The sequence below is a fragment of the Streptomyces sp. NPDC032161 genome (assembly GCF_040636995.1).
Taxonomy (GTDB): domain Bacteria; phylum Actinomycetota; class Actinomycetes; order Streptomycetales; family Streptomycetaceae; genus Streptomyces.
On the sequence record NZ_JBEZVN010000012.1, the window covers coordinates 107007 to 131092 of the forward strand.

The following is a 24086-nucleotide window of genomic DNA, read 5'->3' on the forward strand; positions in this document are numbered from 1 at the left end:
GCGCAGGACGGCCCCGAGCGCCTGTCACCCTCGGCGCGCGCGGCGCCCGCACGGCGCGGGTCATCGGCGGTGCGCCCGGCTCAGCGCCCCGGCTGGTCGCGCCCCGCACGCTCCTCGTGTCCCGCGTGCCCCGTTCCCGTGTGCTCCGCCGCGATGCCGAACCGTCGGCGTTCGCCGGGAGCGGACGCCGAAGAGCCGATCGAGGAGACCGAGCTGATCACCCGCTCCTCGGCGGCCTCCGCTCCGCCTTCCAGTCGCTCCAGGTCGGCGGCCGAGACGAGGGCGACGAGCGGTTTGCCGTGCCGCGTCACGACCACGCGCTCGCCGCCGTAGACGACGCGGTTGATCAGTTCGGCGAGCTCAGCTCGGGCTTGCGTCACCGGAATCTCGTAGGCCATGCTCCCCAGCCTATGCAATGTCCACCTGGTCCGCCGTGGTCCGTGGCGACAGGCGAACGTCCAGGTCAGAGGCTCTCGCGCACTCCCGTGCGCTCTCGTTCGTGAGAGATGTGTGAGACGAGGTGAGACGAAGAGTTCCCTGGCCGCACTGAATCCTGGCGGGTCTCAGAGGGGATCGACGCCTCACATGACGCAATCGGGCTGGTGCAGCCAGACGTCCTGGCCGTGAGGTCTCCCGGCCGGCGCGAAGGCGTCGGCGGGCGACTCACCGAGACCGACATACCGCACGCACAGCCTCGGTCTGGACCCACGAGTGCACCTGGGGCGCCGAACTCGCCCGCGCCCTCCTCGATACACACCCCACGCTCAGCACCGCCGTGATGGCCACAGTCACCGGAGCGCAGGTAGAAAACGCCGTCTCTATCCCTGACCGCCGCCGGCCGGCATCTCCTGGACCTGGACACCGACTGGCACGTCGTTTCATCCGGCTCGTCCATGAGAACCCTGGTTCTTGCCCGTATCGACCACGAAGGGGACATGGTCGCAGACCTGCTGCGTGAGGAAGGCTTCAGCCTGCAAGCCTGCGCCAGGACCATCGAGGGCGAGCAACACCCGGACCGGGATGCCCAGTTCCACTACATCAACGAGCGGGCCAGGCAGCACATGGACACCGACCAGCCAGTGATCAGCGTGGACACGGGCGGATCCAATGGCTGCCCCACCCGCCCAAGATTTCTTTGCGTAATAACGGACTCAGCTGCACGACCCGAACGGCGCCGTACCGCTGCGGGCGGCAGACAGGCGGCGGACGTTACCCAGGGCGGCTGCCTGTTCCCATAGCCTCGTGATCTCGTCGTATTGGGCGACGAACCGAGAGATGGCCGCGGTCTTGAACTCGGTGAACCCGGCGTCGACTTCATCCCGCTCGGTGGCCTGGTCCTTGAACTCGGCGACCTGGCCCTTGAGCCGTTCGATCTGCGCGGCCCGTGGGTCGACGCTCTCGCCGGCCTGCTGGAGAGCCGCAAGGCGCCGCTCGCACTCCTCGGCAAGGTGCTGGTAGCGCCCCTGGCCGGGTTGTGGCGTCCCGGTTCTTCTTGGGGTAGAAGCCGGTCCGGGTGACGCCGGACTCGAGGGCCAGGGTCTTGAGCAGGGTCGGGGACTGGCGCGGTGGCTTCCGCTCCGTTTCCAGCCCCCGCCGCTTCAAACCGTGCGCGCGGTTCCGGCACTGCCAGTGTTGCACTCGGGGTCTCCGCTTTCGAGTCTGTACGTCCTGTACATTTTTTACAGATGTGGACGCGAGCCCGGCCCGGAGCCGCGCGCATCCCGCGAGGAGAGGCAACGCCATGCTGTTCCGCCCCACCGCCCGACACGTGCTGCCCGAGTTCACCGAGCGCACGCCCCACGGGACCCGCACCCTCGACCCGTACTCCAAGCTGCTCGCCGAGCGGATCGTCCTGCTCGGCACCGAGGTCGACGACACCGCGGCCAGTGATCTGATCGCGCAGTTCATGTATCTGGAACACGCCGCCCCGGACCGGCCCGTCTCCCTCTACATCAACTCCCCCGGTGGCTCGTTCGCGGCCATGACCGCCGTCCACGACACGATGGAGTACCTCACCTGCGAGGTGGAGACGTACTGCCTGGGCCGGGCCGACGCCTGGGCCGCCGTCCTGCTCGCCGCGGGCGCCCCGGGGCGGCGGCACGTACTGCCGGGGGCGCGCGTCGTGATGCGCCAGCCCACGCTCGCCGAGCCCGTCCACGGCCGGCCGTCCGACCTGGAGATCGAGGCGCGGGAACTGGAACGGGTCCGCGAGGCGCTCGTCACCCTGCTGGCCCGTCACACGGGCCGCGACGCCGGGCGGATCGCCGAGGACATCGAGCGCGACCTCGTTCTCGACGCTGCGGGCGCCCGGGCCTACGGCCTGGTGGACCACGTCGTGGAGAGCCGGAAGACGTCGTTCCCGTCACCCGGCTCGCGGTGAGGACCTGATGCGCCCGTCCGATCCTCCTCCGCTGCCGGCGCTGACCCGTGCGGAGGGGGAGTTCATCGACTGCTACCTCGACGTCCTCGACCAGTTGGGCCGGATCAACCCTGCCCGCGGCAGCGACACCTACGGGGCACTGCGCGCCGCGCAGGCGCTGGCCTCGCGCGCCGGGGCGCTGCGGGACGCCCTGGCGCTGATGCACGAACGCGGCGAGGCGCGGATCCACGCCGGGACCCTGGCACGGGCGCTGCGCGCCCTGGACGGGGAACGCCGGTCCGGTCGCGTCACCCTGCCCCCCGTGCCACCCGGCTGATCGCTCGCCCGTGCGCTCCCGGTCGATCCCCCGTCAACTCCACCGCGCGACACGCCCGATGTGCGATCCGATTTTCCTACTCTTTTCAGAGTAGGAAACGCTGTTTTCAGAGAAATCTCGACTTGCGGCTTCCAGGTGGGCGGAGGGCGAAATCCGCCCTTCCGCCCCTGGTGCACGACCGGCGCGCACGCCCGGCGCAGCATCCAAATGCGTCAGCTGCACTCGAACAGTTCAGTCGTGAGGACTCTCACATATCATCGTTTCAGCTCGGAAATCCGGCTGTCGGTGAGTCAAGATCCCTGGGACGACAAGCCCCCGCCACCGCGGCGGGGCGGTCCGAGCGGACGCCGAGTCCTGCCGCCGCCCGGATGACTGGTCGACAGAAGTGGATCGGCAGGAGTGGAGGACCCGAGCACAACGGGTCGACCGGAACATCGGTCGTCCCTCGGGGTGAAGCCGCCGAGCGCGGCCGGGCAACTTCGCCAGCCCGAACCCGACAGGTCATCCTTCACAGGCGGCTGACGAAGGGTTGCGCATGACTGCGCAGGTTCATGTCCCGTCTCTGCTCGCCCGGGCCGGTACGGCCTCGGTTCTGACACTGGCCGCCGTCGGCGGCACCATGCTCGCCCCGGGCGCCGTCACGGAGGCCCAGGCGGCCACTCCGTCGCTCAAGGCGCTCAACGTCGCGGCATCGAAGAAGGGCTCGCCGTACAGGTGGGGCGCCACCGGCCCCCACCGCTTCGACTGCTCCGGGCTGACCGTCTACTCGTTCAAGAAGGCGGGCAAGAAGCTCCCCCGCACCGCCCAGCAGCAGTACAACAGGACCCGTCACGTCTCGGCCTCGCACCGCAAGCGCGGAGACCTGGTCTTCTTCCATTACGGCCGAAGCGTCTACCACGTCGGGATCTACGCCGGACACAACAAGATCTGGCACTCGCCGAGGACCGGCTCGGTGGTCCGGTTGGAGAAGATCTGGTCGAAGAGCGTCTACTACGGACGCGTCCGCTGACCCACGGTCTCGGGGACCGGAGCCACCGAACGGCTCCGGTCCGCAAGGCCGGGCACGGGCGGCACGACGGAAGCCGGTCGACCGGAGGGTCGGTGCAGAAGGTCGGTCGGTCCGAAGGGCGGTCAGTCCGGCGCGGAGACGTCCCAGGGGAGCTCGATCCATACCGTCTTGCCCCCGTCCGGGGTGGGCGTGACGGAGAGCCGACCACCGCACTCCTTGGCCAGCATCCGGATGATCACCATGCCCCGCCCGTTGTCCTGCTGGACGGCGGCGGGCAGCCGGCGGGGCCGGCGCGGATGACTGTCCGTCACTCCCAGGAGCAGCAGTTCCTCCCGCTCCAGTCTCAGATCGACGGTGAAGGCGGGCGACTGCCCGAAGGTGTGCTGGACGGCGTTGGTCGCGAGTTCCGAGACGACGAGCCGCAGGGCGTCCGCGAGTTCGGTGTCCGCGGCCAGGCCCCATTCGGTGAGCACCCGGGACACGTGTCCACGGGCCGCCGGGACCGAGACCGGCTCGCTCGGCAGAGTGATGCTTGCTTCCCGCTGGTCCGCCATGGCGAGCCACCCCTCTCCCACCCGGACCGACACGCGCCCGGTCCTGGTTGCGCTTCGCGCCAGATTGCCACTCGCCCCGCCGTCTGTGACGCCGATCCACCAAGATGTACGGATATCTGTCGCTCGATGTGGTGAACTCCGTCCCGGAAATCCGTACGTCTGCGCCACGCCGTCCGGTCGGTACGAATCACTCGGCAGGAGAGGGACGAGGCCCGCGTGTGCGGCGGCGTGGCAGGGACGGCGGAGGGCGAGGGGGGCCGGGAGCGTCCGTGATCCCCCGGCCGGCTCCGGGGCCCGTCAGCCGGCGGGGGCGGTGCGCCGTACGGTCTCCACCGCCGCCGCGATCTGCTCGTCGGTCAGGTCGGCGCGCGCGGTCAGCCGCAGCCGGGAGACGCCGTCCGGCACCGACGGCGGCCGGAAGCACCCGACCACGACCCCCTCCTCGCGGCAGTCCGCCGCCCAGCGCACCGCCGCGTCCGCCGACGGGGCCCGTACGGAGACCACGGCGGCGTCCGGACGCACGGCTGCCAGACCGGCCGCGGTCAGCCGCCCGTACAGCCCCGCGGCGACCTCGCGGACCCGCCCGGCGCGTTCCGGTTCCCGGCCCAGCAGGCGCAGGCCGGCGAGCGCGGCGCCCGCGGCGGCCGGCGCGAGGCCCGTGTCGAAGATGAACGTCCGGGCCGTGTTGACGAGGTGTTCGATCACCCGGGCGGGACCGAGGACCGCTCCGCCCTGACTGCCGAGGGACTTGGAGAGGGTGAGCGTGGCGACGACTCCCTGGTCGCCCGCGAGGCCCGCGGCTGCGAGCGCGCCCCGGCCGCCCTCCCCCAGCACCCCCAGGCCGTGCGCGTCGTCGACGAGCAACGCGGCCCCCTCCGACCGGCAGGCCGCGGCGAGCGCCGTCAGCGGCGCGGCGTCGCCGTCGACCGAGAAGACCGAGTCGGTGACAGCCAGCGCGCGCCCCTCGTGCGTCCGCAGGGCCTTGCGCACGGCGTCGGGGTCGGCGTGCGGGACGACGACGGTCCCGGCCCGGGACAACCGGCACCCGTCGACGATCGAGGCGTGGTTGCCCGCGTCGGAGACGATCAGCGCGTCGCGGCCGGTGAGGGCGGTGAGGGCGGCCAGATTGGCCGCGTACCCCGACGACAGCACCAGCGCCGCCTCGAACCCGCAGAATTCGGCCAGTTCGCGTTCGAGTTCGGCATGCAGATCGGTGGAGCCGGTGACAAGCCGTGAACCGGTCGCCCCGCCGCCCCAGCGGCGCGCGGCCTCGGCCGCCGCCCCGGTGACCTCGGGGTGCCGGGTGAGGCCCAGATAGTCGTTGCTCGCGAGATCCAGGGACACCGTCTCGGCGGGCCGCGGGCGGAGCGTACGGACGAGTCCGGCATCGGCGCGGCGGCGTGCCGCGTCGTCGATCCAGTCGAACGGGGCGTAGGACATGAGCGGTCCCTTTTGTAGGCAGTTCACAGACCCTAACCGTGGGAGCAGCGGGTCATGGTGTGGCAATACACACACCCTTCCCGGGGTGTGTTGTCCGGTTCCTCCTTGGCGGCGGGGCGGGCCATGGGACAGGATCAACGCCATGGACCTCCTGAACACGCTGGTGGACAAGGGGCTGCGGCGCGAGCTGCCGACCCGCGAAGAAGCCCTCGCCGTACTGGCGACCTCGGACGACGACCTGCTCGACGTGGTGGCCGCGGCCGGAAAGGTGCGCCGTCAGTGGTTCGGGCGGCGGGTGAAACTGAACTATCTGGTCAATCTCAAGTCCGGGCTCTGTCCCGAGGACTGCTCGTACTGCTCGCAGCGGCTCGGATCGAAGGCCGGAATCCTCAAATACACGTGGCTGAAACCGGACGAGGCGTCGAAGGCCGCCGCGGCCGGGGTGGCGGGGGGCGCCAAGCGGGTGTGTCTGGTGGCGAGCGGCCGCGGTCCGACGGACCGTGACGTCGACCGGGTGTCGGAGACCATCGAGGCGATCAAGGACCAGAACGAGGGCGTCGAGGTGTGCGCCTGCCTCGGGCTGCTCACCGACGGGCAGGCCGAGCGGCTGCGTTCGGCGGGCGCCGACGCGTACAACCACAACCTCAACACGTCCGAGGAAACGTACGGGGCCATCACCACCACCCACACCTACGCGGACCGGGTGGAGACCGTGCGGCAGGCGCAGGCCGCCGGTCTCTCGGCGTGCTCCGGGCTGATCGCGGGGATGGGCGAGAGCGACGCCGACCTGGTCGACGTGGTCTTCTCACTGCGCGAACTGGACCCGGACTCGGTGCCGGTGAACTTCCTGATCCCGTTCGAGGGAACCCCGCTGGCGAAGGAGTGGAACCTCACCCCGCAGCGGTGTCTGCGCATCCTGGCGATGGTCCGGTTCGTCTGCCCGGACGTGGAGGTGCGGCTCGCGGGCGGGCGCGAGGTGCATCTGCGCTCGTTGCAGCCGCTGGCCCTGCATCTGGTCAACTCGATCTTCCTGGGCGACTACCTCACCAGCGAGGGACAGGCCGGGCAGGCCGACCTGGACATGATCGCGGATGCCGGTTTCGAGGTGGAGGGCGCGGACACGTCGACGCTTCCCGCGCACCGCGCCGCGACGGGCGGCTGCGGCGGGCACGACGGGGGGTGTGCGCCGTGCGGTGACGCGCCCGCGCAAGCCGCCGATCGTGGTGACGCGCCCCCGCAAGCGGCCGGTTGTGGTGACGCGCCCGCCGAGGCCGTCACCGGTGGTGCCGACGCCCCGGCCGCACGCCCGGATCTGGTGGCGGTGCGGCGGCGCGGCGCGGGTACGGATCTCGCCCCCAATGCCTGAGTCCTTCTCCCCCGCCGAACTGCGGTCGCTGGACCGCGCCCACGTCTGGCATCCGTACGGCCCGATGCCGGGACGCCAGGATCCGCTCGTCGTGGAGTCCGCGTCCGGGGTACGGCTGCGGCTGGCCGAACCGGTCCACGGGCACCGCGAGTTGGTCGACGGCATGTCGTCGTGGTGGTCGGCGGTGCACGGCTACAACCACCCGGTGCTCAACGCGGCGGCACGCGGCCAGCTGGACCGGATGAGCCATGTGATGTTCGGGGGGCTCACCCACGAGCCCGCGGTCCGGCTGGCCGCCCGGCTGGTCGAGATCACCCCGGAGCCGCTGCGGCACGTCTTCCTCGCCGACTCGGGCTCGGTGTCGGTCGAGGTCGCGGTGAAGATGTGCCTGCAGTACTGGCGCTCGGTGGGGCGGCCCGCCAAGCAGCGGCTGCTGACCTGGCGCGGCGGGTATCACGGGGACACCTGGCAGCCGATGTCTGTGTGCGACCCCGAGGGCGGCATGCACGAGCTGTGGTCGGGCGTGCTGCCCCGGCAGGTCTTCGCGGACGCGCCGCCGGGCGGCTTCCACTCGGAACCGGACCCGGAGTACGCACGCCATCTGCGGGAACTGGTCGCGGAGCACGCGGACCGGCTGGCGGCGGTGATCGTGGAGCCGGTGGTGCAGGGCGCGGGCGGGATGCGCTTCCACTCCCCCGCCTACCTGAGGGTGCTCCGCGAGGCGTGCGACGCGCACGACGTCCTGCTGGTGTTCGACGAGATCGCCACGGGGTTCGGCCGTACGGGGACGTTGTTCGCGGCCGGTCACACGGGGGTCTCACCGGATGTCATGTGCGTGGGCAAGGCGTTGACCGGCGGATATCTGACGATGGCGGCGACGCTCTGCACCTCACGGGTCGCCGAGGGCATCTCGCGGGGCGAGGTGCCGGTGCTGGCGCACGGTCCCACGTTCATGGGCAATCCGCTGGCCGCGGCCGTGGCGTGCGCGTCCGTGGATCTGCTGCTGGACGGGGACTGGCAGCGGGATGTCGAGCGGATCGGCGCGGGGCTGCGGGACGGTCTCGCCCCGGCGGCGGACCTGCCCGGGGTGCGGGAGGTGCGGACGCTGGGGGCGATCGGTGTCGTGCAGCTCGACCACGAGGTGGACATGGCCGCCGCGACCCGTGCGGCGGTACGGGAAGGGGTGTGGCTGCGGCCGTTCCGCGATCTCGTCTACACCATGCCGCCGTATGTGACCGACGACGACGACGTGGCGCGGATCTGCCGTGCCGTGTGCGCGGCCGCGAGGGAGGGCTGAGATGAGCGTTCTGGTGGTGACGGGCACCGACACCGAGATCGGCAAGACCGTCGTGACCGCCGCCGTGGCGGCGGCGCGGCGGGACCGGCGCGTCGCGGTCCTCAAGCCCGCGCAGACGGGTCTGGCGCCCGGTGAGCCGGGGGATGCCGCGGAGGTGGCACGGCTGGCGGGCGGCCATGTGACGGCGGTCGAACTCGCGCGCTTCCCGGAGCCGTTGGCGCCTGCCACGGCCGCCCGGAGGGCCGGCCTCCCGCCGGTGCGCCCGTACGAGATCGCCGAGGCCGCCGAGAAGCTGGCGACCGAGCACGACGTGGTGCTGATCGAGGGCGCGGGCGGTCTGCTGGTCCGTTTCGACGACACGGGCTCGACCCTCGCCGACGCTGCCCGGCTGCTGTCCGCGCCCGTGCTGGTCGTGGCGCGGGCCGGACTGGGCACGCTCAACGCCACCGCCCTGACCTCGGAGGCCCTGCGGGCCCGGGAGCTGGAGTGCCTCGGTGTGGTGGTGGGCAGCATGCCCGCCGAGCCTGACCTCGCGGCCCGCTGCAACGTGGCGGACCTCCCGGTGGCGGCGGGCGCCCCGCTGCTGGGCGCGGTACCGGCCGGGGCGGGGGCTCTGGCGCCCGCCGACTTCCGTGCGGCGGCCGGGAGTTGGCTGGCCGCCGAACTGGGCGGGACCCGGAACCCAGGATGAGCGACCGGGCCGTGGTGCGGCCGACTGCCGCCCCGGTCCGGCACCCGCCGTCGCCGGGGCGCGCACCACGAGGGGCGGGCCGGGCAGGGATCATCACTGGCTCCACTGCCGCAGTTCGTCGGCGATGGCCCGGACGTCCGCCTTTCCCTCCTTCACCAGTCGCGCCAGGTCCCGCACCCGTTCCGGGGAGGTGACGACCCGCTGCCCGGACGCGACGAGGTAGCCGTACGCGACGGCCGAGGAGAACATGGCGTTGGAGTGTTCCAGCGCGGGGACGTGGATCAGCAGCTGCAGGAGAGCCGCCGCTCTGGAGTGCGGGTCGCTGTAGACGGGGCTGCCGAAGATCTCCGCTTCGTGCCGGGCCACCGCGGCCACGAGCGCACCCCAGTCGACGACCTGCGGATCGCCCGGGGTCTTGTGCTCGGCCACCATCAGCAGCCAGGAAAGATCGATCCGGAGGTTCAACGCGCGCCTTCGCGCTCCGGACCGAACTCCTCCGCGAAGACCGCCTGGTACTCCTCCATGAAGTCGCCCGCGGCCTCGACGAACGCATGCCCCACCGTGCCGGCGTCCTGTTTCACGAGTTCCTCTGTGTAACGGTTCACACTCATCCCCCTCTGCAGCGCGCGCTGCCGCGCCGACTCGGCGGTGGCCTCGTCCACTCTCACGTTCAGCTGGGTCCTGGACACGAAATCACGCTGGCGCCGGTGCGTCGGCGCCAGCAAGGAGAAGCCCTCGGGACCCAAAGGCACGCCTCGCCCGGCGCCGCGGGTCCACGACGCCCCGGCGTCGAAATGCCGCTGGTCGAGCGGGGAGACGGTCTGCTTGGCTCGGGCCATGGACGATCCGCGCATCCGTTGCGCCACCCCCTCCGACATCGACGACGTGCTCCGGTTCTGGCGAGCGGCCGCGAAGGGCACGAGCATCAGTGACGACCACGACGGCGTGGCCCGGCTCATCGCACGGGACCCCGAAGCGCTGCTCCTCGCGGAACGCGCCGACGTTCTCGTGGGAACGGTGATTGCCGGGTTCGACGGCTGGCGGTGCTCGGTCTACCGGCTGGCCGTACACCCCGACCGCCGCCGTCAAGGCATCGCCACCGCCTTGTTGGCAGCTGCGGAGGAACGATTCGCCAGCCTTGGCGGACGACGGGTCGACGCCATGGTCCTGGAGGCCAACGAACGGGCGCACCGCACATGGGCCGCGGCCGGATACCACCGCGAGGACCACTGGCGACGCTGGGTCAGGCCGCTCCGGCCGGGAACGGGCACCGGCGGCGAAGCCCGGGAGCACCACCCGTGAACGCCGACGAGCGGGCCGGAGCCGCGTTGCGCCCCACGACGCCACCGGTGGGTTGAGAAGCTTCCCACGGAGAACGAGCGTTTTTGCCGATCCTTTACCATGGATGGCTCCTGAACGATTCCTTTCGAAAGGTGTGTACGTCCGCCCATGGGCGAGCCCCCCAGTTGTAGACACAGCCGAATCACACGCAGCCGACATCGGGCGGTCCGCCCGCCCCTGCCCGACCATGGGACGGAGGTGACCCGATGACCGAAGTGCTTCTGCTGCTCGTCGCGGTGCTGCTCTCCCTCGCGTGCGGTGCCTTCGTCGCGGCCGAGTTCTCGCTGACGACGGTCGAGCGCGGTCAGCTCGAACGCGCCGTCGAACGGGGCGAGCGGGGCGCGGCGAGCGCCATGAAGGCCGTACGCGGCCTCACCTTCCAGCTGTCGGGTGCGCAGCTCGGCATCACCGTCACCAACCTGGTGGTCGGCATGCTCTCCGAGCCGTCCATCGCGAAGCTGATCCGCGGGCCGGTGGAGGCCGTGGGCCTGCCCCCGGGCGTGGCGTCGTCCGTGGCCCTCGTCCTGGGAACCGCGCTGTCCACGGTGTTCCTTATGGTCGTCGGCGAACTCGTCCCGAAGAACTGGGCGATCTCCTCGCCGCTCGCGATGGCCAAGGCCGTGGCGACCCCGCAGCGGGCCTTCACCGCCGTGTTCCGGCCGTTCATCAGCCACCTCAACAACACGGCGAACCGGATCGTGCGCCGCTTCGGTCTGGAACCCGCCGAGGAACTGGCCTCGGCCCGCGGTCCGCAGGAGCTGGTGGCGCTGGCCCGGCACTCCGCGAAGGAGGGCGCCCTGGAGGCGGACACCGCCGAACTGTTCGTCCGCACCCTCAACCTGGCGGAGCTCACGGCGCAGAACGTCATGACGCCTCGGGTGCAGGTCACCGCCCTGGACGTGCGGGCGACCGCCGAGGACGTCGCGAACGCCACCCGCGCGACCGGCCTGTCCCGTTTCCCTGTCTACCGAGGCAACCTCGACTCGGTCGTCGGCGTGGCGCACATCAAGGACGTGCTGGCCGTCCCGGCCGAGCAGCGGCCCCGTACGCGTGTCTCGCAGATGCTGCGCGAGCCCCTGCTCGTGCCGGAGACCCTCACTGTGGACCGGCTTCTCGACCAGCTGTCCGGCAAGCTCGCGATGGCCGTCGTCATCGACGAGTACGGGGGCACGGCGGGCGTCGTGACCCTGGAGGACATCGTCGAGGAGGTCGTCGGCGAGGTGCGTGACGAGCACGACCCGCACGAGACGCCCGACCTGGCACCGGCGGGCGAGGACGCCGACGGACGGACCCTCTGGTCGGCCGACGGCGCCGCACGCCTCGACCAGCTGCAGAGGATCGGACTACGGGTGCCGGACGGTCCGTACGAGACACTCGCCGGACTCGTCGCCACCGAGGTCGGGCGCATCCCGGCCGCGGGCGACTCCGTCGAACTGGCCGGCTGGCGGATCGACGTCGTGGACGCCTCCGGCCGCCGGGCCGCGCGGGCCCTGCTGCACGCGCCGCTGCCCGGCGAGGACGACGAACGGACGGAGGACGCACGATGACCGCCGTCCAGCTCTTCATCGGACTGATGACCCTGGTCGTCAACGCCTTCTTCGTCGGCGCGGAGTTCGCGCTGATCTCCGTGCGCCGCAGCCAGGTCGAACCGCAGGCCGAGGCAGGGAACCGGCGGGCCCGAAGTGTCATATGGGGCCTGGAACACGTGTCGGCACTGCTCGCCGCGGCACAGCTGGGCATCACACTGTGCACACTGGTCCTCGGTGTCGTCGCCGAACCGGCCATCGCCCATCTGCTGGAGCCCGTCTTCGACGCGGTGGGGGTGCCCGGCGGGCTGATCCACCCGATCTCGTTCGTGATCGCCCTGTCCGTCGCGACGTATCTGCACATGCTGCTCGGCGAGATGGTGCCGAAGAACATCGCCCTGGCCGAGCCCGTACGGGCGGCCCTGCTGCTCGGGCCGCCGCTGGTGGCCCTCGCCAGGGCGCTGCGCCCGGTGATCTTCGCCGTGAACGCCTTCGCCAACGGGCTGCTGAAGCTCCTGCGGGTCGAGGCGAAGAACGAGGTCGCCGCCACCTTCTCGGACGACGAGCTGGCCCGGCTGGTGAAGGACGCCGGGGACGCCGGTCTCGTCGACGACCGTTCGGCCGAGCGCCTGCACCACGCGCTCGAACTGGGCCGTCGGCCGGTGCGGGAGGTGGCGCTGCCGGTGGACCGGGTGACCTACACCAGGATCGGGACGACGCCGGAGCAGCTGGAGCGGCTGTCGCACGAGACGGGCTTCTCCCGCTTCCCGGTGATGGACAGCGAGGGCCGCATCCTGGGCTACCTCCATGTGAAGGACGCGCTGGACGCCACCCCGCGCGACCTGCCGTTCCCGGTGACGGCGATGCGGCCGATCGCCAGGGTGCGCGCCGGGACCCCGCTCGACGACGTGCTGACGGCGCTGCGCCGCAGCCGCACGCATCTGGCGGCGGTGCTCGACGAGCACGGCCGGCTGGCGGGCATGGTCACGATGGAGGACGTCCTGCGCGAGCTGGTGGGACGGCCGCGGGCGCACTGACCCGTCCGCCGGGCCGCGGTCGGACGTCCGCGGCCCGGCGGACGGGGAACGGGGCGCCTGCGGCGGGTCCGCGTGCGACGCGTCCGCCCGGCGGCCCGTTTCCCCGGCCGCCGGGCTTTCTGCCGACGGCCGGGGGACGGGTGCGTCGGGTGCGTGGGACGGGTGCGTGGGACGGGTGCGTGGGACGGGTGCGGCCCGGCCCGCGGTCGGTGGGCCGCGGGGCGGAACCCGGCGGGTGGAGACGGGTCGAGGCTGTCCCGAAGGGGCCGGGTCGCCCCGCGATACGATCGCATCGCCATGGAGATGAATGCCTCGTACACCAGTCTGGTCGCGGTCGGCGACTCGTTCACCGAGGGCATGTCGGACCTGCTGCCCGACGGCACGTACCGGGGCTGGGCCGATGTTCTCGCCGGCCGGCTCGCGGTCCGGGCGCCGGGATTCCGTTACGCCAACCTGGCGGTACGGGGCAAGCTGATCGGCCAGATCGTCGACGAACAGGTCGGGGCCGCCGCCGCTCTGCGCGCGGACGTCGTGACGCTCGTCGGCGGGCTCAACGACGCGCTGCGGCCCAAGTGCGACATGGGCATGGTCCGTGGACGGCTCGAAGAGGCGGTCGAACGCCTCGCGCCCTCGTGCGGGAAGCTCGTGCTGATGCGCAGCCCCGGCCGCAACGGTCCGGTGATGGAACGTTTCCGTCCGCGCATGGAGGAGCTGTTCTCCCTGGTCGACGCGCTGGCCGCCCGCCACGGCGCGGCCGTCGTCGACCTCTACGGGGCGCCGGCCCTGGGCGACCCCCGGCTCTGGGACGTCGACCGACTGCATCTGACGGCCGACGGGCACCACAGGGTGGCCGAGGCGGTCTGGCAGACTCTGGGGCTGCCGCCGGAGAGCGACTGGCGGGCGCCGCTCCCGGAGAGTGCTCCCGCGAAATGGGGGGTGCGACGCGTCGAAGACGTCCGCTTCGCCCGTCGGCACCTGCTGCCGTGGATCGGTCGTCGGCTGACCGGCCGCTCCTCCGGGGACGGGCGTACGGGCGCCCAGTACAGCGCCGAACTGGGACGGGCGTTCTGGGTCACCCCCGAGCGTGACGACGCCCCGGGCCCGGTGGCGACGTGGCGCAAGGTGGACGTGACCCCGCTCTCGTAGCAAGCCACAAACCCGGCCACGGCGCTGGCCTGCACAAACCGCCAGTAGAATCTGGTCATGTGACTGCTGTGTCTGCGAAGCCTCGCATCCCCAATGTCCTGGCCGGCCGCTATGCCTCCACGGAGCTGGCCGTCCTCTGGTCCCCCGAGCAGAAGGTGAAGCTGGAGCGCCGGCTGTGGCTGGCGGTGCTGCGCGCGCAGAAGGACCTCGGGATCGAGGTGCCGGACGCCGCCCTGGCCGATTACGAGCGGGTCCTCGACGAGGTCGACCTGGCCTCGATCGCCGAGCGCGAGAAGGTCACCCGGCACGACGTCAAGGCCCGGATCGAAGAGTTCAACGCCCTCGCCGGACACGAGCAGGTCCACAAGGGCATGACCTCCCGGGACCTCACCGAGAACGTCGAGCAGCTCCAGATCCGGCTCTCCCTGGAACTGATGCGCGACCGCACGGTGGCGGTGCTGGCCCGGCTGGGCAAGCTGGCGGCCGAGTACCGCGAGCTCGTCATGGCCGGCCGCTCCCACAACGTCGCCGCGCAGGCGACCACGCTCGGCAAGCGTTTCGCGACCGCTGCGGACGAGCTCCTGGTGGCGTACGGACGGCTCGAGGACCTGCTGGGCCGCTACCCGCTGCGCGGCATCAAGGGCCCCGTGGGCACGGCCCAGGACATGCTCGACCTGCTGGGCGGCGACTCCGCGAACCTCGCCGACCTGGAGCGGCGCATCGCCGAGCACCTCGGCTTCGCCCACGCCTTCACCTCCGTCGGACAGGTCTACCCCCGCTCGCTCGACTACGACGTCGTGACCGCGCTGGTGCAATTGGCCGCGGCACCGTCGTCCCTCGCCAAGACGATCCGCCTGATGGCCGGGCACGAGCTGGTGACCGAGGGCTTCAAGCCCGGTCAGGTGGGCTCGTCCGCGATGCCGCACAAGATGAACACCCGCTCCTGCGAGCGCGTCAACGGCCTCATGGTCATCCTGCGCGGCTACGCGTCGATGACCGGCGAGCTGGCGGGCGACCAGTGGAACGAGGGCGACGTGTCGTGCTCCGTGGTCCGCCGGGTCGCCCTCCCCGACGCGTTCTTCGCGTTCGACGGGCTGCTGGAGACCTTCCTGACGGTGCTCGACGAGTTCGGGGCCTTCCCGGCCGTCGTCGCCCGCGAGCTCGACCGCTATCTGCCGTTCCTCGCCACCACCAAGGTCCTGATGGGTGCGGTCCGCGCCGGCGTCGGCCGTGAGGTCGCCCACGAGGCGATCAAGGAGCACGCGGTCGCCTCGGCCCTGGCCATGCGCGAACGGGGGGCCGAGCGCAACGAGTTGCTCGACAAGCTGGCCACCGACGAGCGCATCCCGCTCGACCGCGCACAGCTGGACGCCCTGATGGCCGACAAGCTCTCCTTCACGGGCGCGGCGGGCGACCAGGTCACCACCCTGATCTCCCGCATCGAGGAGATCATCGAGCGGCACCCCGAGGCTGCCACGTACACGCCGGGCTCCATCCTCTGACGGCCGACCACCTGAGCCGATGACACCCGAGGAGCTCCGGGCCGCCCGCGACCGCACCGTACCCGATGTGGTCGCGGACGGCCTGCGCGTACTGTTCGGGATCAACCCGAGTCTGACGACCGGGGCGACCGGTCATCACTTCGCCCACCCCGGCAACCGTTTCTGGCCCGTACTCCACCGGTCGGGCTTCACCCCCCGGCTGCTGGGTCCGACGGAGCAGACCGAACTGCTGCGGTACGGCCTGGGCATCACCAATGTGGTCGCCCGGGCCACCGCACGCGCCGACGAACTGTCCGCCGAGGAGTTCCGCGAGGGCGGACGGATCCTGGCGGCCAAGGTCGAACGGTTGCGACCGGAGTGGCTGGCGGTCGTGGGTGTCACCGCGTACCGCACCGCGTTCGGCAGGCGGACGGCCCGGATCGGTCCGCAGGACCACACGGTCGGCGGCGCCCGGGTCTGGGCCCTTCCCAACCCCAGTGGCCTCAACGCCCACTGGACGACTCCGACGATGGCGGAGGAGTACGGGCGCCTGCGCGCCGCCGTCGAGCACGTCGGCCCCACCACCGCGTGAGGCCCGCCGCGCAAGGACCTCACCACGCGCGAACCCCACCACGAGACCCTCACGGCATGAGGGCCCGCCGGTCGCGACACCCGGCGCCGCGGGCCACCGGCGACCACCGCAGCCCCGCGGCCGCGCGGGGCGGCCTCTCTTCCCCATGCCTCCGGCCGGCCGAAACCGTGGGCCCCGTGGTCTTGTCCCCGGGTCACGGCGCGGGTCGGCCCGCCCACGTCACGGCGGATCGATCTCCGTCACCACGACGTTCAGCTCGCAGCCCGGCCCGTCCTCCTCCAGGTACAGGCCCAGCGCGACCCACCGGTCCTCGATCCGCCACAGCTGGAGGTATTCGCAGCCCGCGACCGTCTCGGCCCACGCCTCCGGGATCTCCTCCCCTGCCGTCATCCGCTCCTGCGCACTCCACAGACTGACCACCTGCGGTTCGCCCCAACGACTCGTGAGCAGGGTCAGCAGCGCATCGTGCTCCGCCAGGCACTGCGCTCGGTGTTGCAGCCGCACCGCCTCGTCGTCGTCCCAGTGGTCGACGTCCGCGTGCAAGGACGCCGTGTGATAGCCGGGCCCGCTGACTCCCGAACCCGACCGGATGCGCTCCGCGGGAAAGACGCGGGTCCGCATCCCGTCGATGAGGCGAAGGTGATGTGCGGTGGTCATGCCGTCAGTAAACCGCCCAGCACTGACATTCGATCCCGCGGCCCCGGGCCCTGAAGGCCTCTCAGCCTTTTCCGCGCCCTCCTCCGTCCTCCCGGCGCCCCGGAAGCAGGGATCCGGGTCCGGCACGGACGTGGACGACGGCGTGGGCGTGTACGTGACGCAGCACGTGGCCGCCGATGCGGCGGGCGGCACTACACGTCCCTGCGCCGGATCGCCCACCAGCCCGCCAGCAACGCGGCCGCCGCCCAGGCCGCGGTCACCGCGAGTCCGCCCCACGGTCCGAGGCTGCCCTCGGGGTTCTGCTGGAGCACCAACTGCCCGGCCCGGTCGGGCAGGTACTGCGCGGCGCCACCCGCGATGTCGCCGACCACGAAGGAGACGATGAGGATGAACGGTATGAGCAGGCTGAGCACGGCCACGGCGCTGCGCAGCAGCACCGTCAAGCCGGCGGCGAACAACGCCATCAGGGCCAGGTAGATCCCGCCGCCGAAGGTGGCCCGCAACGCCCCGGGCTCACCCAGATCGATCGCGTACTCCCCCAGGAACAGCTGCCCCACCAGGAAGGCGCTGAAGCTGGTGGCCAGGCCGACGACCAGGGCGAGCGCACCGACGAGTGCCACCTTCACCCCATAGAGAAGGGTGCGGTGCGGCACGGCGGTCAGGGAGATCCGCAGGGCCCCGTTGACGTACTCGGACGAGATCGCGGTCGCGCCGAAGCCGATGGCCGCCACCTGCCCGAAGTTCAGGGCGTAGAAGGCGCCGAAGACCGGATCGGCACCCGCGTTGTCCGCCTCCGCCCGGCCGACGGTGGCAAACACGAGCACGGTGACGACGAGAGTCACGAGAAGCACCGCTATCAGGGATCCGATCACGGACCGCACCGATCTGATCTTGATCCACTCGGAGTGGAACAGTGCCGCGGTCGACATGGTCAGGCCTCCTGAAGGTCGGTGGACGGGGCCGACGCGGACGCGAAGTCCATGGCGTCGGAGGTGAGGTCGAGGTAGGCCTGCTCCAGCGTCGGGCGCTCGTCGGCGAGTTCGAGGATCGCGATGCCGTGCTCGGCGGCCACGGCACCGATCTCAGCGGCCTGTGCGCCTTCGACGCTCAGAATCCCGTCGTCGCCCGGAAGGGGCTCGTGTCCCTTGCCGATCAGTGCCTCCCGGAGCCGGGCGGGATCGGTCGTGCGCACGCGCACCACGGGGCGGCTTCGGGACTCCAGGAAGTCCCGCATCGGCAGGTCCGCGAGGAGTCGGCCGCGGCCGAGCACCACGAGATGATCCGCGAACAAGGACGTCTCGTTCATCAGATGGCTGGACACCAGGACCGTGCGGCCTTCCCGGGCGAGACGCCTCATCAGCTCACGAATCCAGATGATGCCTTCCGGGTCCAGCCCGTTCGACGGCTCGTCGAGCATCACGATCTCCGGGTCGCCGAGTAGAGCGGCAGCTATGCCCAGCCGCTGGCGCATGCCCAATGAGAACGTCTTGATGCGCGCGCCGCCGACCGCGCCGAGTCCCGCCTCGTCCAGGACCTCGTCCACTCTGCGGGCGCCTATGCCGTTGCTCACCGCGAGGGCGAGCAGATGATCCCGCGCGGTGCGCGAGCCGTGGGCGGCCTGGGCGTCGAGCAGCGCCCCCATCCGCCGCAGCGGATTGTCGAGCGCGGTGTAGGGCTGCCCGCCGACCGTCGCCGTACCCGCGGTGGGCCGGGCCAGTCCGAGCACGAGTCGCATGGTGGTGGACTTGCCGGCACCGTTGGGGCCGAGGAAGCCGGTGACCCGGCCCGGGCGCACGCTGAACGTGAGCCGGTCCACGGCGCGGGTCGTGCCGTATTCCTTCGTGAGTTCGTGGACGTCGATGCTGGTCATGTCGTCAGCTTGGCGGTCCCGCAGGGGTACCGGCCTCCCCCGTGGGAGGGGATCTTCTCCCTCGCTCGGGGGAGTCGCCCGGCCCGGGCGGACTGGCACGATGGCCGCATGCTCCGCCACATCCGACCGCTGGCCACGTCCGCCACCTACACCCGGTGGCTGCACCTCCTCATCCCACTGGCCCTCTGCAGTGTGTGGATGTTCATCTCCATGGACACTCCGTGGGTGCTCATGGTCCTGGCCATACCGGTGGGGTTGCTGCCGGGCATGCGGCTGGCGGAAGGGGTGCAGGCCCAGCTGCTGCTCACGCCCGCGGAGCACGGCAGCCCCCACGCGGCGATCTCGGCCACGGCCGCGGCCGACTGGGCGGACCGCTGGCGCACCGTCCTCTGGCTGGAGCTGCGACTGGTGTTCGGCGTCGCGGTGGGTGTTGCCACTGTCTGGCTGCCGGTGATCACGGTGGACCTTGTGATCAGCGGTACCGGCGGCAACGTGGAACAGAGTTGGCTGACAGCCGTACTCCAGCCGCATTGGTGGCATCTCCTGCTCACTCCCCTGCCCCTCCTGGTTCTGCTGGCCGTGGTCGTGGCGAGTGGTGAGCTGATCACCCTGGCCGCCCGCAGCCTCCTCGGCCCGTCGCCGGTGCAGCGGCTCACCGCCTTGGAGGAGCGCACCGAACAGCTGCTGGAGCGCAATCGCATCGCGCGCGAGCTGCACGACTCCATCGGGCACGCGTTGACCGTCGCCGTCGTGCAGGCGGGTGCGGCCCGGGCGGCCGACGATCCGGAGTTCACGGCGCGGGCGCTGACCGCGATCGAGGAGACCGGCAGGGACGCGCTCGACGATCTGGAGCGGGTCCTGCGGGTGCTGCGTGAAGCGGGGGCGCCGACGGGACGGCAACCGACGCTGGTGGAGGCGGACCGGCTTCTGGACTCCGCACGCCGGTCGGGGGCGAAGGTCGACGCGGACGTGTCCGGTCCGTTGGAGGAGGTTCCCGCGGCGGTGTCCCGTGAGGGCTATCGCATCCTTCAGGAATCGCTCACCAACGTGCTCCGTCACGCCGGGACCGTTCCCGTCCGTGTGCGGATCAGCGTCGCGAACGGCCGGCTGGAGCTGAACGTGACCAACCCGCTGGCTCATTCGACGGGTTCGGCAGGTGGCGGGAGCGGGCTGCGGGGCATCCGCGAGAGGGCCGCGCTACTGGGAGGAAAGGCCAGGACGGGTCCGCACAGGGGCGAGTGGAGGGTGTACGTGAGCCTTCCGTCGCACGGCCTAGGCTGATCGGATGGCGGTTACCGTTCTTCTGGTCGACGACGAACCCCTCGTCCGTGCTGGGCTGCGCGCTGTCCTCGATGCGCAGCACGACATCGAAGTGGTGGGCGAGGCGGACGACGGCGCGGCCGTCGTCCCCCTGTTGCGTCGGCTGCGTCCCGACGTGGTGGCCATGGACGTCAGAATGCCTCTGATGGACGGCATAGAGGCGACACGACTGGTGCTGCGCACCGTGCCGGACCCGCCGAAGATCCTGGTGGTCACCACGTTCGAGAACGACGAGTACGTGTACGAGGCGTTGCGTGCGGGGGCGGACGGCTTCCTGCTCAAGCGGGCACGGCCGACCGAGATCGTCCATGCGGTGCGTCTGGTCGCGGAGGGCCAGTCGTTGCTGTTCCCGGCGGCGGTGCGACAGCTCGCCGCGCAGTACGGCACGAACAAGGCACGGGCGGTCATGGAGCGGGCGTCGCTCACCGAGCGGGAGGCGGCGGTGCTGCGGCTGATGGCCAGAGGGCTGTCGAACGCGGAGATCGCCGCCAAGCTCGTGGTGGGCGTGGAGACGGTGAAGACCCATGTCAGCGCCGTGTTGGCCAAGTTGGGCGCCAGGGACCGCACCCAGGCGGTGATCGCGGCGTACGAGTCCGGGTTCGTAGCCCCGAGCTGAGCCCCGCGGCTCCGGATGCCCGTTGCGGCCCACGGTCGCCCGACACCCGGGCAGCGAGTACCATCCGCCTGACATGCGCACGAGCTGGGAGGACTGACCGTGGGGCGGCTGACCGGTGGTGATCCATCGCTGTTGCGACGGATCAATTCCGCAGTGGTATTGCACGCCCTCCGGGGCGCCGACTCGCCCACGCTCACGGACCTGACCCTGATCACGGGTCTGTCCAGGCCGACGGTCGAGGGCGTGATGGAAGGGCTCTTGGAGGCCGGGCTGGTCGTCGAGTCGATGCCCGACGGTGGCGAGGCCCGTCGGCAGGGGCGCCCGGCGCGACGGTTCAGGTTCCGCGCCGAGGCCGGTCATCTGCTCGGCATCGAGATCGGTCCGCACCGCGTCTCCGCCCTGCTCTCCGAGCTGGACGGCCGGATCATCGGGGCGGGTTCACGTGAGGTGTCGGAGACGGCGTGCGCCGACGACCGGCTCGAAAGGGTCCGCGTGATGGTGGCCGATGTCCTGCGGCGGACGGGGGTAGCCCGGAGCAGTCTGCGTGCCGTCGGGGTCGGCAGCCCGGGCATCGTGGAGGCCGACGGAACGGTTCGGCTGGGCACCGCGCTGCCGGACTGGACGGGGCTGGCGCTGGGTGAGCGGCTTCGGCGTTCGTTCCGCTGTCCCGTCATCGTGGAGAACGACGCCAACGCCGCGGCGGTGGCGGAGCACTGGAAGGGGGCTGCCGCCGAGTCCGACGACGTCGTGTTCGTCCTGGCCGGCCTGAGCCCGGGTGCCGGATCACTGATCGGCGGACGGCTGCACCGTGGCTACGGCGGCGCGGCGGGCGAGATCGGCGCCCTGCACCTCCTGGGCCGCGAAGCCACGCCGGAAAGACTCCTCTCCACGACGGACAGGCCCCTGGATCCGTTGGACGAGGCCGCCGTCGCGGCCGTGTTCGCGGAGGCGCGGCGCGGGGACGCACGGGCTCAGGCGGCGGTCGAGCGGTACATCCAACGTCTGGTGCACGATGTCGCGGCGCTGGTGCTGGCCCTGGACCCGGAGCTGGTGGTGGTCGGTGGATGGGCCGCGGGGCTGGACGGTGTGCTGGAGCCGCTCCGCCGCGAACTGGCCCGCTACTGCCTCCGGCCGCCGCGTGTGACGCTGTCGTTGCTCGGCGAGGCCGCGGTGGCCACGGGTGCCCTGCGACTGGCTCTCGATCACGTCGAGGAGCAGCTCTTCGCCGTGGAGGGAACGGTGACGGCCCGCCGCTGAGCGCGACGGGCCGTTCACGGACGCCGCAGGCCCACCCGCAGGCGTCCCGACGGCCCGTTCACGTACTTCTGGGCAGGGGGGCGGGCTCGGGAGCGTTCCGCCCGAGCCGCCCCGGGTGGTGTCGTCCGGGACGCCCGCCGCTCACGGCCGGGGTCAGGACGCCTGACGCTCCTGACCGTGGTGGCTGATCTCCAGGTCGCCCGAGTCGCCGAAGGTGAGCCGGCAGGTGTCGGCGCGGTAGGTGGCGACGGAGAGCGCCGCGGTACCGCCCGCCACCAGGTAACGGGTGGTGACGACGAGGACAGGGGAGCCGGGAAGCCGGTCGAGTTCCTTCGCGTCGTCCGCGCGCGCCGAACCGAGCTCCACCGACCGGTCCTGCCCGCCGAGGCCGAGGCGGTGCAGTTCGCGCAGGACGCCGCGGGCCCGGGCGGGGCCGGACGACACATCGATCGCCGGCAGTCCGGGCACCGACGACGACGGGACGTAGAGCAACTCCGCGGCGATCGTCTGCGCCTGGGCGACACGGATGCGACGGACGACGTGGACCGGTTCGTCACCGCCCACACCGAGCACGGACGCCACCGACACCGGCGCGACCGCGGTCGTGCAGCCCACCGGCTGCCATGCCTCGCCCGCCCCGCCGCCCGACCAGTCGCGCTCCCCCGTGGAGACCGCGACCCCGACGCGCGGCGGCGCGACGGTGGTGCCGACGCCTCGGCGGCGCTGCAGCCTGCCCTCCAGTTCGAGCTGTTCCAGAGCCTGCCGGAGCGTGGCACGGGCGACTCCGAACCGAGCAGCGAGGTCACGCTCGTTGGGCAGGATCTCTCCCACCGCAAAGTCCGAGTCGAGTGCCTCACTGAGCACGGTCTTGAGGTGCCAGTACTTCGGCTCCTGCACCGATTCCAGCTGCGTGGTCCCCACCCTGTCCTCCGCAATCGCCCAGCGGCTTTTCCGCGACGTTATTTATTAAAGGTTCCTGCCTTAACGGTGAGACCATAGGACGGGATACCACCTTGGTCAAGACCAATCCTCCTGCGGTCACGCAGCGAAATGAGCCCCTGCCTCAGAGCGTTCACAGGACGTTCGTGGTGCCGTGAGCCGCCCGCAGCAGAAAGGCTCCGCGGCGGGGTGGGCCGCGGAGCCTGGGAGGGAGTGCCGGGAGGATCGGGACGACCCGGTGGCCGTCACGTCCCGGCGGCCGTCACATCCCCGGTGGACGGGCACCGGGGTGCGAGAATGCCGGTCATTGGTCGACCAGACCGACGAGTTTGTCAGGGTTGCGCATGATGTACACGCACTGGATGAGCCCGTTCCTGAGCTCGATCTGGACGGCGGAGTCCGGCCTTCCGCCCGAGAGCACGACCACGGCGGGACGACCGTTGAGCTCCACGGCCCATATGTCGAACTCCTGGGTCCGGTCGTGGACAACGGCACAGAGGAAGCGGCTCACCTTGTCGGCGCCCTCGATGACGCGCAACGGTGCCTTGGCCTTTCCCCCGCTGTCCCCGACGAGCCGCACATCGGTGGCGAGCATCGCCAGCAGCCGCTCGATGTCACCGCCCGCCGCCGCGGCGAGGAACCGTTCCGTGAGGTCACGACGGTGGGCCGGGTCCACGTCGTAGCGCGGCTTTCGCTCGTCGACGTGGCGCCGGGCGCGCCCCGCGAGCTGCCGCACGGCGGCCTCGGAGCGTTCCAGGGTCGTGGCGATCTCGGCGTACGGGAATCCGAACGCCTCACGCAGCACGAAGACGGCCCGTTCCAGCGGTGACAGGGATTCGAGGACGACGAGAACGGCAAGGGACACCGAGTCCGCGAGAACGAACCGTTCCGCCGTGTCGGGTGCGGAGGGGCCGAAGTCGGTGACGAGGGGTTCCGGCAGCCAGGGCCCCACGTACGCCTCGCGCTGCGACCGCACCTGCCGCAGCCGGTCGACGGCGAGACGGGTGGTGATCCGGACGAGATAGGCGCGCGGCTCCCGTACGTCCTCGCGGGAGGCGGACGACCACCGCAGCCATGCCTCCTGCACCACGTCCTCGGCGTCGGCGATCCGGCCCAGCATGCGGTAGGCGACTCCGATGAGCACGGAACGGTGGGTCTCGAAAACATCGGTGGCGGTGTCGGCTGTCACCCGTCCATCCCAGCGGACGTGCGGAACACTGTCCAGCACCGCCCGCCCGGGCCCCTCGAACT

26 protein-coding genes, 1 pseudogene and 1 riboswitch are annotated in these 24086 nt (G+C 71.4%); of the genes and pseudogenes, 17 read left to right on the plus strand and 10 right to left on the minus strand.

Features of this window, described 5'->3' with window-relative positions:
- Nucleotides 1-80: 80 nt before the first annotated feature.
- Nucleotides 81-398: a type II toxin-antitoxin system Phd/YefM family antitoxin gene (locus tag AB0E67_RS21860; RefSeq protein ID WP_362029262.1), complete on the minus strand. Its 318-nt coding sequence runs from the start codon at nucleotides 396-398 to the stop codon at nucleotides 81-83.
- A 456-nt stretch (nucleotides 399-854) separates the two neighbouring features.
- Between AB0E67_RS21860 and AB0E67_RS21865 the strand changes: the two are divergent.
- The 5 genes and pseudogenes from AB0E67_RS21865 to AB0E67_RS21885 form a co-directional block, all read left to right on the plus strand.
- Nucleotides 855-1097 (plus strand): annotated as a pseudogene (locus tag AB0E67_RS21865) (ISAzo13 family transposase); the annotation flags it as partial.
- A gap of 159 nt (nucleotides 1098-1256) precedes the next feature.
- Nucleotides 1257-1517, plus strand: coding sequence for a hypothetical protein (locus AB0E67_RS21870; protein WP_362029265.1), 261 nt, complete (start codon nucleotides 1257-1259; stop codon nucleotides 1515-1517).
- A gap of 227 nt (nucleotides 1518-1744) precedes the next feature.
- Entirely contained in the window at nucleotides 1745-2380 is a 636-nt protein-coding gene (locus AB0E67_RS21875) for an ATP-dependent Clp protease proteolytic subunit (RefSeq protein WP_362029371.1), read from the plus strand.
- 7 nt (nucleotides 2381-2387) lie between these two features.
- Nucleotides 2388-2696 carry a hypothetical protein gene (locus tag AB0E67_RS21880; RefSeq protein ID WP_351516531.1) on the plus strand — a complete coding sequence of 103 codons (309 nt, stop codon included), beginning with the start codon at nucleotides 2388-2390 and terminating at the stop codon, nucleotides 2694-2696.
- Between the two features lie 335 nt (nucleotides 2697-3031).
- Nucleotides 3032-3228: riboswitch (cyclic di-AMP (ydaO/yuaA leader) on the plus strand.
- A gap of 3 nt (nucleotides 3229-3231) precedes the next feature.
- Nucleotides 3232-3705, plus strand: coding sequence for a C40 family peptidase (locus tag AB0E67_RS21885; RefSeq protein WP_362029268.1), 474 nt, complete (start codon nucleotides 3232-3234; stop codon nucleotides 3703-3705).
- Between the two features lie 122 nt (nucleotides 3706-3827).
- On the opposite strand, the gene AB0E67_RS21890 is transcribed toward AB0E67_RS21885, so the two are convergent.
- Both AB0E67_RS21890 and AB0E67_RS21895 read right to left on the minus strand, forming a co-directional pair.
- Nucleotides 3828-4259 (minus strand): ATP-binding protein, encoded by a 432-nt coding sequence (locus AB0E67_RS21890; RefSeq protein ID WP_362029373.1) that lies wholly within the window; start codon nucleotides 4257-4259, stop codon nucleotides 3828-3830.
- A 297-nt stretch (nucleotides 4260-4556) separates the two neighbouring features.
- Nucleotides 4557-5699 (minus strand): 8-amino-7-oxononanoate synthase, encoded by a 1143-nt coding sequence (locus AB0E67_RS21895; protein WP_362029271.1) that lies wholly within the window; start codon nucleotides 5697-5699, stop codon nucleotides 4557-4559.
- A 142-nt stretch (nucleotides 5700-5841) separates the two neighbouring features.
- On the opposite strand from AB0E67_RS21895, the gene bioB reads away from it, so the two are divergent.
- The 3 genes from bioB to bioD are packed head-to-tail and all read left to right on the plus strand — an operon-like array spanning nucleotide 5842 to nucleotide 9053.
- The gene (gene bioB, locus AB0E67_RS21900; protein WP_362029273.1) at nucleotides 5842-7065 is read left to right on the plus strand and encodes a biotin synthase BioB; all 1224 of its coding nucleotides are present in this window, start codon (nucleotides 5842-5844) and stop codon (nucleotides 7063-7065) included.
- Complete coding sequence (locus AB0E67_RS21905; RefSeq protein ID WP_362029276.1) at nucleotides 7058-8362, plus strand: adenosylmethionine--8-amino-7-oxononanoate transaminase; 1305 nt, start codon at nucleotides 7058-7060, stop codon at nucleotides 8360-8362. The genes bioB and AB0E67_RS21905 overlap by 8 nt, the downstream gene beginning before the upstream one ends.
- A 1-nt stretch (nucleotide 8363) precedes the next feature.
- The gene (gene bioD, locus AB0E67_RS21910) at nucleotides 8364-9053 is read left to right on the plus strand and encodes a dethiobiotin synthase (RefSeq protein WP_362029278.1); all 690 of its coding nucleotides are present in this window, start codon (nucleotides 8364-8366) and stop codon (nucleotides 9051-9053) included.
- A gap of 93 nt (nucleotides 9054-9146) precedes the next feature.
- On the opposite strand, the gene AB0E67_RS21915 is transcribed toward bioD, so the two are convergent.
- Nucleotides 9147-9518: a fic family toxin-antitoxin system, toxin component gene (locus AB0E67_RS21915; protein WP_362029281.1), complete on the minus strand. Its 372-nt coding sequence runs from the start codon at nucleotides 9516-9518 to the stop codon at nucleotides 9147-9149.
- Nucleotides 9515-9742, minus strand: a complete 228-nt coding sequence (locus AB0E67_RS21920; protein WP_362029376.1) for an antitoxin — start codon at nucleotides 9740-9742, stop codon at nucleotides 9515-9517. Before AB0E67_RS21920 ends, AB0E67_RS21915 begins: the two co-directional genes overlap by 4 nt.
- A gap of 148 nt (nucleotides 9743-9890) precedes the next feature.
- On the opposite strand from AB0E67_RS21920, the gene AB0E67_RS21925 reads away from it, so the two are divergent.
- From AB0E67_RS21925 to mug, 6 genes are all read left to right on the plus strand, one after another.
- Complete coding sequence (locus AB0E67_RS21925) at nucleotides 9891-10355, plus strand: GNAT family N-acetyltransferase (protein ID WP_362029284.1); 465 nt, start codon at nucleotides 9891-9893, stop codon at nucleotides 10353-10355.
- 245 nt (nucleotides 10356-10600) lie between these two features.
- Entirely contained in the window at nucleotides 10601-11941 is a 1341-nt protein-coding gene (locus AB0E67_RS21930; protein WP_362029286.1) for a hemolysin family protein, read from the plus strand.
- Entirely contained in the window at nucleotides 11938-12957 is a 1020-nt protein-coding gene (locus AB0E67_RS21935; RefSeq protein WP_362029289.1) for a hemolysin family protein, read from the plus strand. The genes AB0E67_RS21930 and AB0E67_RS21935 overlap by 4 nt, the downstream gene beginning before the upstream one ends.
- Before the next feature lie 297 nt (nucleotides 12958-13254).
- A complete protein-coding gene (locus AB0E67_RS21940; RefSeq protein ID WP_362029292.1) occupies nucleotides 13255-14103 on the plus strand; it encodes an SGNH/GDSL hydrolase family protein in 849 nt (282 codons plus the stop codon).
- A gap of 59 nt (nucleotides 14104-14162) precedes the next feature.
- Entirely contained in the window at nucleotides 14163-15605 is a 1443-nt protein-coding gene (purB, locus tag AB0E67_RS21945; protein WP_362029295.1) for an adenylosuccinate lyase, read from the plus strand.
- Between the two features lie 19 nt (nucleotides 15606-15624).
- A complete protein-coding gene (gene mug, locus AB0E67_RS21950; protein ID WP_362029298.1) occupies nucleotides 15625-16176 on the plus strand; it encodes a G/U mismatch-specific DNA glycosylase in 552 nt (183 codons plus the stop codon).
- 219 nt (nucleotides 16177-16395) lie between these two features.
- On the opposite strand, the gene AB0E67_RS21955 is transcribed toward mug, so the two are convergent.
- The 3 genes from AB0E67_RS21955 to AB0E67_RS21965 form a co-directional block, all read right to left on the minus strand.
- Nucleotides 16396-16833: a hypothetical protein gene (locus AB0E67_RS21955; RefSeq protein WP_362029301.1), complete on the minus strand. Its 438-nt coding sequence runs from the start codon at nucleotides 16831-16833 to the stop codon at nucleotides 16396-16398.
- Between the two features lie 191 nt (nucleotides 16834-17024).
- Nucleotides 17025-17762 (minus strand): ABC transporter permease, encoded by a 738-nt coding sequence (locus tag AB0E67_RS21960; RefSeq protein WP_362029304.1) that lies wholly within the window; start codon nucleotides 17760-17762, stop codon nucleotides 17025-17027.
- 2 nt (nucleotides 17763-17764) lie between these two features.
- The gene (locus tag AB0E67_RS21965; protein WP_362029307.1) at nucleotides 17765-18703 is read right to left on the minus strand and encodes an ATP-binding cassette domain-containing protein; all 939 of its coding nucleotides are present in this window, start codon (nucleotides 18701-18703) and stop codon (nucleotides 17765-17767) included.
- A 108-nt stretch (nucleotides 18704-18811) separates the two neighbouring features.
- Here AB0E67_RS21965 and AB0E67_RS21970 point away from each other — a divergent pair, with 108 nt between their 5' ends.
- The 3 genes from AB0E67_RS21970 to AB0E67_RS21980 all read left to right on the plus strand — a co-directional run bounded on the left by AB0E67_RS21970 (nucleotide 18812) and on the right by AB0E67_RS21980 (nucleotide 21896).
- Nucleotides 18812-19984: a histidine kinase gene (locus AB0E67_RS21970; RefSeq protein WP_362029309.1), complete on the plus strand. Its 1173-nt coding sequence runs from the start codon at nucleotides 18812-18814 to the stop codon at nucleotides 19982-19984.
- Between the two features lie 4 nt (nucleotides 19985-19988).
- Entirely contained in the window at nucleotides 19989-20639 is a 651-nt protein-coding gene (locus AB0E67_RS21975; RefSeq protein WP_362029312.1) for a response regulator transcription factor, read from the plus strand.
- A gap of 99 nt (nucleotides 20640-20738) precedes the next feature.
- The gene (locus AB0E67_RS21980) at nucleotides 20739-21896 is read left to right on the plus strand and encodes an ROK family protein (protein WP_362029315.1); all 1158 of its coding nucleotides are present in this window, start codon (nucleotides 20739-20741) and stop codon (nucleotides 21894-21896) included.
- Nucleotides 21897-22049: 153 nt separating this feature from the next.
- On the opposite strand, the gene AB0E67_RS21985 is transcribed toward AB0E67_RS21980, so the two are convergent.
- Nucleotides 22050-22817 (minus strand): GntR family transcriptional regulator, encoded by a 768-nt coding sequence (locus AB0E67_RS21985; RefSeq protein ID WP_362029318.1) that lies wholly within the window; start codon nucleotides 22815-22817, stop codon nucleotides 22050-22052.
- A 322-nt stretch (nucleotides 22818-23139) separates the two neighbouring features.
- Nucleotides 23140-24024 (minus strand): RNA polymerase sigma-70 factor, encoded by an 885-nt coding sequence (locus tag AB0E67_RS21990; RefSeq protein WP_362029319.1) that lies wholly within the window; start codon nucleotides 24022-24024, stop codon nucleotides 23140-23142.
- Nucleotides 24025-24086 lie beyond the last annotated feature (62 nt).